The 12,024-nt window shown below is 55.3% G+C and carries 12 protein-coding genes; 2 read left to right on the top strand and 10 right to left on the bottom strand.

Annotated features, from left to right (window positions below):
* Positions 1–52 precede the first annotated feature (52 nt).
* From B7989_RS08825 to B7989_RS08835, 3 genes are read right to left on the bottom strand one after another with little or no spacing between them, the layout of a single operon-like run.
* Complete coding sequence (locus B7989_RS08825) at positions 53–388, bottom strand: hypothetical protein (RefSeq protein WP_088628146.1); 336 nt, start codon at positions 386–388, stop codon at positions 53–55.
* A gap of 13 nt (positions 389–401) precedes the next feature.
* On the bottom strand, positions 402–986 hold the full coding sequence (locus B7989_RS08830; protein ID WP_088628147.1) for a hypothetical protein: 585 nt from the start codon (positions 984–986) through the stop codon (positions 402–404).
* Positions 987–998: 12 nt separating this feature from the next.
* A complete protein-coding gene (locus tag B7989_RS08835; protein WP_088628148.1) occupies positions 999–1,529 on the bottom strand; it encodes a sulfurtransferase TusA family protein in 531 nt (176 codons plus the stop codon).
* Positions 1,530–1,660: 131 nt separating this feature from the next.
* On the opposite strand from B7989_RS08835, the gene B7989_RS08840 reads away from it, so the two are divergent.
* Positions 1,661–3,229, top strand: coding sequence for a glycosyltransferase (locus B7989_RS08840; protein WP_233144335.1), 1,569 nt, complete (start codon positions 1,661–1,663; stop codon positions 3,227–3,229).
* 45 nt (positions 3,230–3,274) lie between these two features.
* Here B7989_RS08840 and B7989_RS13985 read toward each other — a convergent pair whose 3' ends face one another.
* The 5 genes from B7989_RS13985 to B7989_RS08860 form a co-directional block, all read right to left on the bottom strand.
* Positions 3,275–3,484: a PilW family protein gene (locus B7989_RS13985; protein WP_158212886.1), complete on the bottom strand. Its 210-nt coding sequence runs from the start codon at positions 3,482–3,484 to the stop codon at positions 3,275–3,277.
* A complete protein-coding gene (locus tag B7989_RS13880; protein WP_158212887.1) occupies positions 3,472–3,984 on the bottom strand; it encodes a type II secretion system protein J in 513 nt (170 codons plus the stop codon). The genes B7989_RS13985 and B7989_RS13880 overlap by 13 nt, the downstream gene beginning before the upstream one ends.
* Positions 3,985–4,054: 70 nt before the next feature.
* Positions 4,055–4,948 carry a hypothetical protein gene (locus B7989_RS08850; RefSeq protein ID WP_144265008.1) on the bottom strand — a complete coding sequence of 298 codons (894 nt, stop codon included), beginning with the start codon at positions 4,946–4,948 and terminating at the stop codon, positions 4,055–4,057.
* Positions 4,938–6,026, bottom strand: coding sequence for a hypothetical protein (locus B7989_RS08855; RefSeq protein WP_088628151.1), 1,089 nt, complete (start codon positions 6,024–6,026; stop codon positions 4,938–4,940). Before B7989_RS08855 ends, B7989_RS08850 begins: the two co-directional genes overlap by 11 nt.
* Positions 6,023–7,747, bottom strand: a complete 1,725-nt coding sequence (locus tag B7989_RS08860; protein WP_233144336.1) for a type II and III secretion system protein — start codon at positions 7,745–7,747, stop codon at positions 6,023–6,025. The genes B7989_RS08855 and B7989_RS08860 overlap by 4 nt, the downstream gene beginning before the upstream one ends.
* A gap of 249 nt (positions 7,748–7,996) precedes the next feature.
* Between B7989_RS08860 and metK the strand changes: the two genes are divergently transcribed.
* Complete coding sequence (metK, locus tag B7989_RS08865) at positions 7,997–9,187, top strand: methionine adenosyltransferase (protein ID WP_088628152.1); 1,191 nt, start codon at positions 7,997–7,999, stop codon at positions 9,185–9,187.
* A gap of 106 nt (positions 9,188–9,293) precedes the next feature.
* Here metK and B7989_RS08870 read toward each other — a convergent pair whose 3' ends face one another.
* Both B7989_RS08870 and B7989_RS08875 read right to left on the bottom strand, forming a co-directional pair.
* On the bottom strand, positions 9,294–11,030 hold the full coding sequence (locus tag B7989_RS08870; RefSeq protein ID WP_088628153.1) for a carbohydrate-binding protein: 1,737 nt from the start codon (positions 11,028–11,030) through the stop codon (positions 9,294–9,296).
* Between the two features lie 125 nt (positions 11,031–11,155).
* The gene (locus B7989_RS08875) at positions 11,156–12,022 is read right to left on the bottom strand and encodes a hypothetical protein (protein WP_088628154.1); all 867 of its coding nucleotides are present in this window, start codon (positions 12,020–12,022) and stop codon (positions 11,156–11,158) included.
* Between the last annotated feature and the right edge of the window lie 2 nt (positions 12,023–12,024).

Genomic DNA, 12,024 nt, shown 5'->3' on the forward strand with positions numbered 1-12,024 from the left:
TTATAATAAAAAAGACCGCCAAAATCGACGGTCTCAAATCTGTTCGCTTCGGTTATCGTAATGCCTTGCGAGCGGAGCGCATCAGGTTCTTCAACTGCTTCTTGTCGAGCTGCGGCACTTCGGCATCCTTCTGGGCGCGGGACTTGGGAGCGCAATCTTCGCAGAGGTGCTTGGTTACCGTGCCAAAGCTAGCCGCGCCGTTGCTCACGCTCGTTTCCTTAAAACGGTAGGAGCGCAAAAGGGCTTCCTTCTTGCACTTGTCGCAAATTCCCATCTTGGGGGCGGCAGGTTCACGGGTACGTTCCTTTTTGGGAGCGTCGCTGGTTTCCTCCCAGGCCTTGCTCTGGGCTGCTAACTTGCGGGCGAAATGATCGTCTGTTAAGCTCATGGTACTAACTCCTTTATTTCATTTCTTTAATTACACAATCATACAGGTACAGCGCGAGGAACGTGTTGCATATGGAGGTCGGGTTACCGTCTTCGGTATAAAGGCTCCGGCCAAACTTGCCGCGTTCCAGCTGTTTTTCCTTGAAGTCCGCCACGTAAGCGGCAAAATCGAATATCTTCACGCGTTTTTCGTCTTTCTGCTGCAAGCCGCGAATGCAGTCGTTCAGGGCAGTCAGTTGCGAAGGCGCCACGGGGAACATGTCCTCCGGCACGGTCAAAAAGTGCACGGGCACAAGCGTCTTGTTCAGGATTTCGTCGGCCACCTTCTGGTAGGCCGCAAAAACGCCCGTGTAGTCCTTGCCGCCGCGCTTGAGTTCCTTCAGCCCAAAGCCCACAATAATGCGCCCGGCCTTTTTGCCTATAATATCGGCGGAGGCGCGGTCGTAAAGCTGCTGTAATGTCAGGGGGGCGGGGGCGTTTATGGAAAACTGGACAGGTCTGTTGGCTTCGCGACAAAGGAGAATTTCGGCAAAGCGGTTGGCGGCCTCGCCCTGCTCTCCAAGCATTTCATCGCCTATAATCAGTATCCTGTTTTCCATTACATATATAATCTACACTCTTACCGGGCGTTTGACCACAGAAATCGACCAAAAACCCTCTTTTTTTTGCCTTTTTTTGACAACGTGTCCATCGGCGACCAATGCCCCAGGTACATTCTCTATAGGCGACCCATCGTCCAGGTAGATTTCCAGTTCCGCCCCGTCAGGGAGGCCAGACATCACCAGGCGGCTGCGCATGGAGTTGTTCGGGCAAACCACCCCGCGCAGGTCCAACAGCGTCGGTACCCCACCCTTCAGGGCTTCCGGCAGGGGGTCCACCTTGGTCCGCTCACAGAAATCCGCAATTTCGGGGGCGAACCTCGCAGGCGAGTCCAACCACTTTCCCAGGGGGTATTCGGGCAGGTTCGTGGCGAGCACTCGGGCAAGGGCCTCTTCGGGGGCAATCGTAACTAAATTTTCACGTCTGTACCACTCCGAACAGGCGAACGAAATTAGCTTTCTGAGCGCAATTTCGAAGCCTGGATTCCCTTTTTGGGCGTCCATCCATTTTTCAAGTGCATGTTTTTCGTTTTTTACAGACATTTGGCACTTATATTTGATAAATTTTTCAAGAAAATCTCTGCCACAATGTAGCAAACTTCCCCGCAGGTTTCTATATTTGGCCGCAAGTTCCGAATGGAGCAAAAGGTTTTACATATAGGTTATACGGTTTTATGGCAATCAGTACAATCCTACTCGACATCATGTTCGTTGTCTATGTGATCGCAGGCATCGGACTTGTCATCTATGGTTTTAGCTGTTACTATAGCATTTACTTATTCTTGAAGAATAGCCGCACCACGCGTCTTTCTGACCGCAAAAAGATCCTGCAGTTCTACCGCGAACACTCGATGGACGAGCTCCCGCAGGTCACCACCCAGCTCCCCGTCTTTAACGAAGCAAACTGTGTCGAACGCCTGCTCGAAGCTGTCTGCGCCATCGACTACCCCAAGGACAAGCACGAAATCCAGGTGCTGGACGACTCCACCGACGAATGCTACGAAGTCGCCAAGAAGAAAGTCGCCGAACTCGCCGCCAAGGGCTACGACATCAAGCTTATCCACCGCACGAACCGTTCCGAATTCAAGGCCGGCGCCCTTAAAGAAGCAATGGAAGTTGCCAAGGGTGAATTCCTCGCCATTTTCGACGCCGACTTCGTGCCCGAGAAGGACTTCCTCCTCAAGACGATTCCCTACCTGGTCATGGACGAACAGATTGGTCTGGTCCAGGGTCGCTGGGGTCACTTGAACCGCACCGAATCCGGTCTTACGCTCGCTCAGTCTATCGGTATCGACGGCCATTTCGTGGTGGAACAGTCCGCCCGTAGCTGGGGCAAGCTCTTCATGAACTTCAACGGTACTGCAGGCGTGTGGCGCAAGCAGGCCATCTATGGCGGTGGCGGCTGGGAAGGCGACACCCTGACCGAAGACATGGACCTTTCTTACCGCAGCCAGCTCGCCGGTTGGAAGATGAAGTTCGTGTTCGACGTGATCGTTCCGGCCGAACTCCCCAACGACATCAACGCCTTCAAGGCACAGCAGTTCCGCTGGGCAAAGGGTTCTATCCAGACCGCTATCAAGATTTTGCCGCGCGTGCTCAAGGCCAAGGTTCCTCTCCGCGTAAAGATTGGCGCCATCCTCCATACCACGCACTATTCTATTCACCCCTGCATGTTGTTTACCGCCCTCTGCGCATGGCCGCTGCTCGCGTTCTTTGAACCGGTCGCCCACCTGCCGACTTGGGCCTACACTGTTGGTTTCAGCTTTATCTTCCTCGCCGCTATCGCTCCTTCTGTTCTTTACTTTGTGGCACAGCGCTGCTCCGGTTACACCGGCTGGAAGATCCGCTTGCTTTCCCTCCCCATCCTCATGGCTCTGGGTGTCGGCATTGCAGTGAGCAACTCCCGCGCCGTGTTCTCTGCCGTAATCGGTGCCAAGGGTAGCTTCGTCCGTACGCCGAAGAGCGGCGGATCCAAGAAGAAGGCCAAGAGCCACTACGCTCAGAAGTTCCCGTGGCAGGCCGTTATCGAACTGGGCGTTGGCATCTACTGCATCTTCGGTCTTTTGGAATACATCGGTGCGCAGAAGTTCATTATCGGACCGTTCCTCGCCCTCTATTCCGTCGGCTTCCTCTCGGTGAGCGTGCTCTCCTTCATGCACTACATCGGCAACCTCTTCGAAATGCACAGAGCCCGCGCCGCTGAAAAGGCCGCCGCCAAGGCAGCCAAGGTCGCAGAAGCCTAAGCGAAACAAAATTTCAGAATGAAGCCGGAGCTAATCCGGCTTTTTTTATCGAGTGTCTACAGGCCCGTCCGCATAGGGGTTCATGCGCCGCAGCCCTTCAAGGATTGCGGCGGATTCTTTCTGGTATTCGCCGGACAAATGCAGGTAAAGCCTGTGGTAAGCCCCGTAAACCTGCAGGGCCGCAAGCGACAGGACCGAGGCGGCAAGCATCGCCACCAAGAGCTCTATCAGGGTAAAGCCGTTTACCGGGCGCATCGCACAAGTCTCCGGAAAACAGGTGCTTTGGGGTCGGTCCGCACACTTGGCGTGACAACGAAAACATTCAGCCAGACGATTGGCCGCGGGCCAGGGATCGATTCGAGGGAAACCTGGACCGCGGCGGCAAGCGCCCCGAAGGCGAACAAAGTATCGCAACATTCCGGCGGATTTCGGACAAAATGCTCCACCGCCTGGGCCGCAGCAAGAGCCGCATTCGCATGCTGGCGCTCCAGCGCCCGGACGCGATTGAAGCCATCCAAGTACCGCCCGAATACAAGAACGCCCGCCGAAAGCACCGCCAACGCCACGCAGACCTCCATCAAGGTAAAGCCGGATTTTCTTTTCATCATACACACGCATTTTTCCTTGTCTTCCCGGCCTTGCCAATAGCCACTTGCAGCTTTGCTGCTTAGTGGATATGGTCCTCGGAACGGGGAAGCCGGGATCTCCTTTGATGTTTGCAAAAAAAGAATGTAGACGTAATAGTTATAATTCATTTTCATTTCCTAAAATGCTTTGTTCTCGGTTTGAAGAGGAGATCCCGCATCTACGTGCGGGAAGACAAGCCTACCGCAAGCTCCATTGGAAGGGCTTTAAGTCGCCGGAAATAAAGTCGGGAATCAGAATCGAATCTTGTTCCGATTCCAGCGGCAAGTTCGCCGATTCCGCCGCCATTACGAAAGAGGGATACCGCATTCTGACCTTGTCCGCCCCATTCGGGAAAGCAACTTCGTGCCGGGCGATGGCGACGCCCGAGAATTCCACGCCCGAGGAAATCTCGATGCGGTCTTCGCTAAAGGCTTCGAGGAACCGGGCCTTTAGCCGCCCGCGGAACGTGAGTGGTCCGCGGGCGTATACGCGCAGCGTATCGAAAACCACATTCCCGCGAATTTTGACGGAGCCGTCGGCGATGAATCGGCCTGAGGGGATTTCGCCCTCCAAGTCAAGCGTCAAATCGCCATCGAGAACTTGCAACGCCGTCGAGGGAATTTGCCCGGTATCTCGGCCGAGAATGCGGCGGTTGCCCGACTTGATTTCGAGCTTAAGCGGGTGCTTGACCAACATGATTTCTTGATTCAGCTGTTGCTTGAAGCCCTCGTAGATTTCACGCCGGAGCTTATGCGATTTGAGCATATTGCAGGCGCTATCGCAAGCAATTCCTGCCAACACATGAACGCTTCGGATAGAATCTACCTCTGCAGATAAATCCGTCCACGGGCCAAGCCGCGAGCGATCCACTTTCGGGAGTTTGAAATAATCCTCGGGAAAGCCTTCCAGGCACGCGATTAGAGCCGATTCCGCATCATAAATCTGCTGTTGCATTTGGGCATGGCGCAGCGCAACCCGACGCACCCCGCCCGGCAATTGCAAAAGTGATGTCAGCAGGAGCGTCACCGCCAAAAGGATTCCTAAAACCAGCGGCAAAACGGCGCCTCGCCTACTTAGGGAATCAAGGACCATGCGCACCCACCTTTTTCACAACACTAGAATCGCCGCAAGCCAAAGCAATTTGGTCGCGCCCGATTGTCTGAACCTCAAACGCCCCCAGCGAATCTCCGACCGAAATTTCTCTGGACTCCCCCGCCACCGCAATCACGGCAATCTCTTCGCCCACGACTCCCTTCAAGAAAACTTCTGGCAGAATGCATTGGGGTTTACGCGACCGCGGAGCGCTAGACTCCAGCGGTTCCATCACATCATCCCATTCCGGCGACACCTCCAGCAGCGATATTTCGGGCATCGACAATTCCGGCGGCACCACATCTTTCAAAATGGAAAGAGGAGTCGGATTCCAAAATTTCCCGAGCAACAAAGCGAGCGTTAGAATGGCGAACCAAAAGGTCCTGCGGCCAAGCATCGCGCTAGCGAGCTCCGCTAAGCCCTTTGACGCATTCCCTTCGGGCTTTCGCAGGTCGAGCCCGCGCCAAAAAGGATCACGCGAGGCCCGCTTGAACATTGCCGGAGAACTACTCCCTTGCAGCGGGATTTCTTCAAAATGATTCGCCCGCGAAAACAGCGCATCGCTTTCCAGGAACCGCCGGAACCGCGACAACGCCAAATCCAGTTTCGCATGACGCCCTATGACGTCTTCGGACCAGTGGCACAACCGGCCTTCAAAGAAAACAAGCACGTAAAGCCGACCCTCATCATGCGCATAGCACAAGTAATTTCCGGCGTTATCGCTTTCGGGCAACGAGCCAATCATCTGGTCTGCCGCCGCCGAAAGCCAAATCTGTTCCGGCAATACCCGCCGACCACTATTTTCAAGCGGCGGCTCCACCAGCGCCACCAAAAATCTCGATCGTCGCCCTTCGGCAGAATTAAACGAGACCAAATGCCAAATCCGGTAAAAGCCACCGCTTTCCTGCAAGCGCAAACACGTGCGCGGGAATTCCATTTCAAACATGCGTTCAAGTTCCGCTTGCGCCGGAATTTCATCAAAGGTCGTCATGCATTCCCAAGTCAAGAGTTTCGCCTCCACCGGAATTGCCCCCGTGTACCGCAAACGCCAAAACAAAGCAGTCACATTCAAAATCATAGTCCCGCCTTTTCCACATGGGGCGTAATAAAAATGGCCAGTTCGTTTTCTTCCTCTTCTTCGGAGGTATAGCTGAACAAGCGCCCGAGCAGAGGAATACTCCCGAGAAACGGCACCGCCGAGCGCACCTCGGATTTGCTCTTGCGAATCAGGCCACCCAAGCAAAGGGTTTCACCGTCTTTCAGCACCACCATCGTCTTCAAGTTTCGGGTACTAATGTCGCGCGGGCCATCACCGGAACTGCGCCCGGCCGACTTGATTTCAGGCGAAACCTCTAAAGTGATTCTCCCCTCTTGCGTAACCGACGGCGTGAGTTCTAGCGAAATGCCATCATTAAAGGAGCGGTAGTCTGTTATCGGGTAACCGTCGGCAGACACTTGGCTTACCAAGTAGTAGACGGTGTTTGTCACATTGAGCTCCGCCTTATTGCCGTTGAGCGTGGTCAAGCGCGGGCGCGCGAGCACTTCGGCCTGATTGTTTTCTTCGAGCGAGGCGAGCTCCAGTTCAAAGCGGTCGGGCAAGAGCCCGATTTTACCGAAAGCGCCCGCCACCGAAAAATCCTTTCCCATAAAATCGAAGTAGCCTCGCGCGCCAAGATCGCGTTCCGCGGTCTTACGCGCGGCACCGCTATGCAGCCCGATTTCAAAGCCACGCCCGCGCTTGAATTCCACCACAATGCAAGAGAGCGTCACCTGCAACGCCGGAATATCAATCTGCTTGAGCAAATCCACCGCCATCTGGATTTCAAAATGCGAACCGCCCAGCAAGAGCGCATTCTGTTCCTTGATTTCGGTCGCCACGAAGTTCGGGCTGGGCGCAAACTTGCCCAAGTACGCAAGCGCACGCTCGCTATGGACATGCCGCAGCGGGTAGAGCTTACTCGCCGAAAGCGCCTTGTGCGTGCCGCCCTCGCTCACGTACAAAGTCTTGCCCTCCAACGCAAAGCTGTAACGACGCCCCTTGAACAGCGACTCAATCAAGCATTCAAGCGTCACCGCATGCAGCTTAAGCCGCATACTTTCGCGAATGTCGCCGTACAGTGCCAAGTTCAATTCCGCAACTTCCGCAAGTACATTCAGCGCCTGCGCCAAATCGCCATCGTTCACCTCGGCGCTGTACAAGTCGCCGTCCTTGTAAATCCGGATTTTATCGCTCGCCTCGCTTGTCGCCTTACTCCCAGAACTCACCCTCAAGCATCCGCCTTCACGCCAAACCCGAAAACCATGTACAGACATGATAGAGCGAAATGCCGCCTCGGCGGGCATGGAGCGAAGCTCGCCCGTAATGCGGCCTTCAAGCCCGGGCGCTGCCAGAATATTCAGGCCGGAATTCAGGGCAAACTCGCGCACAAATTCGCCCACTTCCTTATCCTTCACCGACAGCGAAACAAGCGAATCGCGCAGGGTAAATTCATGCTCGCCGCGCTCCCTCGCGCGCCGCACATGGAACACGGATTCCTGCTGCACCAGTTCAAGCCCGTGGGCCGAACAGAGCGCCGTCAGGGCATCCAGCACGCCCACGCCATCCAAGTGAAACGTCACCTTCAAATCGAGGGCGTCGTCCACCAGCACGGGGGTCTTGTATGCTAGCGAAATCAGGCGCACCACCTCGGCGATAGGCGTATCCACGAAATCCAGCGTCACCGGTTTTTCGGCACGCACAGGGGCAAAACAGAGTAACGCCCACAGCAAAACGGGCGCAAACAACAATGTACGGGGCAAAAATCCCTCGGGAACGGCAATAACCCTGCCCGGGATATAAAAAAGATTCCCAATTCGGCGAATCGGACTCAATTTACAAAAATAGAAGACCAAAGCCCAATTCGGTCCAAAAATTCCGTTTTGGAGTTGTCAGTCTCTATGCATTTTTGTACATTTATGCATAGAAAAACTCAAACCCGTTTTTTCAGCGCTTGGGAATGCTCAAAAACGCGACATTCTTTTTGGTGCTGAAAACATCAAGGAGCCTACATGGCACATTATCTTTTTACTTCTGAATCCGTGTCCAAGGGACACCCCGACAAAGTCTGCGACCAGATCTCTGACGCTATCCTCGACGCTTGCCTTGCTCAGGACCCGAACAGCCGCGTCGCTTGCGAAACGCTCGTGAACACTGGCCTCGTCGTGATTTCCGGCGAAATCACCACCAAGGCCGTGATTGACTACCAGCAGATTGCCCGCAAGACCATCAAGGGAATCGGCTACGTGAATCCGGAACTCGCCTTCGACTACAAGGGCTGCTCCGTGCTCGTGGCTATGGACAAGCAGTCTCCGGACATCGCTCAGGGCGTGGACGCCAAGGCCGCAGACGGTAAGGAAGATGACAAGCAGGGTGCCGGTGACCAGGGCATGATGTTCGGTTACGCCGTCAATGAAACTAAGGAATTGATGCCGCTCCCGATCAGCCTCGCCCACAAGCTCATGGAAGAAATCCAGAACCTCCGCGAAAAGGGCAAGATCAAGTGGCTCCGCCCGGACGCCAAGTCCCAGGTGACAGTGGAATATGACGAAAACGACAAGCCCGTACGCGTGGACACGGTCGTGATTTCTACCCAGCACGACGAATTCGTGAACGGCAAGGAACTCAAGCACGCCACAATCGAAAAGGAAATCATCGAAAAGCTCATCAAGAAGGTGATTCCGGCCAAGTTGCTCGACAAGAAGACCCGTTACCTCGTGAACCCGACCGGCAAGTTCGTGGTCGGTGGCCCGCACGGTGACTGCGGCCTCACCGGTCGTAAGATTATCGTCGACACCTACGGCGGTATGGGCCGTCATGGTGGTGGCGCCTTCAGCGGTAAGGACCCGTCCAAGGTCGACCGCAGTGCTGCTTACGCCGCTCGCTATGTGGCAAAGAACATTGTGGCTGCAGGCCTCGCCTACCGTTGCGAAGTCCAGCTCGCTTACGCTATCGGTTACTCCAAGCCGGTGTCTGTTCTCGTGAACACCTTCGGCACGGGCAAGATCAGCGACCGCGAAATCGAAGCCATTGTCGCCAAGACCTTCGACCTCTCTCCGGCCGGCATCGTGAAGATGCTCGACCTGAAGAAGCCGGGCTACCAGTCTACCGCCGCTCTCGGCCACTTCGGCCGCACGGGCGCACGCTTCACTTGGGAAAAGACTGACAAGGCCGCCACGCTCAAGAAACTCGCCAAGGTGTAAGCTGCGGAGGTTTAGCAACCGCTAAACAGCGCAGGCCTAGCGCAAGATATGAAAACGGCCCCGAGATTTCGGGGCTGTTTCTTTTACATACTGAAGCCGTTCGCGTCTATTTTACTGCGGTAAAATAGCTCCTGCTTACGCCCGGAGCGGTAACGCGTACCAGATACACGCCCGCGGGAAGGCCTGCGGTCAGTTCACGCATGTCGCGGAGCATCGCCTGCGTGACATTTTCCGTTTTACGAACAAACTTTCCGTCGGTCGCATAGACACTCACGCTGTATGCCCCCTGCTGGAGCGACAAGCCCGAAAGCATCGGGATGGCCGTCTTGGTCGTATCGCCCGAGCTTGTATCTCGAACAGTCGTATCCTTCTTCGAGGTGTCCGGCGAAACCACCTGCGCCTTCACAAGCGTTACATCGAACTGGTCGATATTCGGGCCGTCATTGCCGCCGACGGTCGCGAACTTAACCGCATTTTCGCCCGCGGCAAGACTCACGAGAACTTCCTGCGTATTCCAGGCGCTCCACGCCCCCGTCGCCTTGAACGACGCGGTCGCGGTGTCGAGTCCCGCACTTACGGCAAGACTGCGCGCCTCGCCCGAGCCGTTAGCGAAATCAATTTCGAGCTTGTACTGGCCCGCAGCATCCACTTTCACGGGCACGACCACGCTTCCGCCCTTGTCAAAGTTCACGTATCCGTCGCCGTGAAAACCCGAGTTGCTGCTTTCGGAAACACCGCCCGTAATGGAGCCCTTTTCGGCCTGGTACTGCTTATCGGGAGTCGGAGGCGGCGGCTCCACATAGTTCGCATCACATTCCGTAGGGCTCTTGAGTGTCGCCCCCGCGTTCGCCTTCACGGCGGCTTCCACCTCGCTTGCCGGCAGCATGAAGCCTGTGTAATCGTAGGGCGGCGTAAACGACGTTCCCGTGCCCTTCGTGTTGCCCGAGCAGTTCGTAAAGATGTTGTCGATGACCTCGTTCACGCCCGTACCGTTCGCGTTGCCAGTATAAATCGGGTTAGCCTCGTTGATGAACACATTCCGTTCGGTACGCACACGGCACATGTGGCCTGCCGAAACACCCAGCACGTCGGTACCGCCCGTGACGCTTGCATCGCCCGTCAAAAGGTTGTTTACCACGTGCACGTTTCCGTAGCGGCAACGCGGTTTACGCTGGTTTGCAGCCTTCCACCAGTTGAACATGTAGGTCACATTCAGCTTGCCCTCGCTTACGGGCTCGTTGTCGGAACTGCCGATAAGGTTCGAGAGGTTGTGCGTACTCTTTTTCTTGTAGCCGAATATGCACCACGTAAACGTTACATTGTCAGCGCCCTTCACCACGTCGGCGTTGCCATCTTGCCCGTCCCAGAATTCGCAGTGGTCTATCCAGATGTTCTTGGAGCCGTCATTTTCGATGGTGAGGTTGTCCCACGCCTGGTCGGCGTTGCTGCCCGGGCCCTGGATAACGATGTTGCGGACAATGATATTCGAGGCCTTGCTGATGTGGATGGGAGCCTTCAAGAGCGTTCCCGGTTTAAGGCCGATAATCGTCTTGTTGGAGCCGGTAATATTCAGGCGGTCGCCGGTCGTGCCGCTCCAGCCGCTACCGAGGGTACCATCGATGTAGATAACTCGCGGCGAGGAATCCTTCGCGTATTTTTGCAAATCGGCGAATGTCGTTACCGTAATGGGGGTTGCGTTACCGCCTCCGGTCACTTCGAAGGGGGTCGACGTACGGCCCGAACGGGTCGCCCAGCCGATGGGCTTACACTGGTCCACCGCGGCGGACGCGCAAACCGCGAACCCACACAGAATAGCCAAAATTCTGGAAGACATTTCAAACATCCGTGATACTCCTTGCGTCACCAACGCTTTTTTATAAATCTACCCTTTTTTCGCACAGAAAGGGCGTTTATGGCATAAAAAAGCATTTACAAGTTGTCCACGGACAACGCATGTAGAGCGGAGGCTTACTTCTTCTTTTTAGCCGGAGACTTTTTCTTCTTGTCCTTCATTTCGACGCGGCGGCTTCCGGAGCGCAGGCGTTCCCACGGGCCAAAGCTCGAAATTGAGAAGAAGAATCCGAAGAACCATACGAGGAATGCCACGAACTGAAGTGCAGCACAAACCCAGTTGCGTTCCCCCATGTCAAAGGTCATGGCAGAAACCAGGAGCAAGGAACCGATCACCACCGGCGCAAGCAACTGCTTGGCGGCTTTCACCAGCGCACCCGCCTGCGGAGCACCTTCGCCCAAGTGCTTCCCCGCGACTACGGCAAAGGCCATCGCGCAAGCGAAGGCGAATGCAGAATGTGCGCCCCACATGAGACTGGCCGCGGCATCGAACTTCGAAGAGATAATTTCAAGGATCCCGCTCAAGAACAGCCAAGAAAGCACAAACGGGAACAGCGCGCAAGCGACCGAGAGTTTCACAAAAATGAACATGACAACCGCTACCAGCGCCAAGATGCCGAACATCGGGAGCGGCATGCTTTCGGCACCGCCCAGCACATAGAGAGCCGCAAAAGAAAGTACCGCCGACACGAGCGAGGCGATTCCCGCGCGCACGCCGCCAAATACCACAAACATGACCACGCAGGCAATCGTCGCCACGCCAATATAGCGGGCAGATTCCCACAAGCCCTTCGCCGTCTCGGTTTCAGCCAGCCACATTCCAAGCGCTTCAGAAGAGCCCAGCGGCAAAGAAACTATTTCTTGCCAGCCGGTCGCCACAAATGAAACCGTCGCAATGACCATGACCACCAAGGCGATCAAACGAAAACGCAACATCAATTCCAAAAAAGTCTGAACTTTACCAGGCTTTTCACGCAAATCCATAA

The organism is Fibrobacter sp. UWB5, from assembly GCF_002210295.1.
In the GTDB taxonomy this organism is placed as follows: Bacteria; Fibrobacterota; Fibrobacteria; order Fibrobacterales; family Fibrobacteraceae; genus Fibrobacter.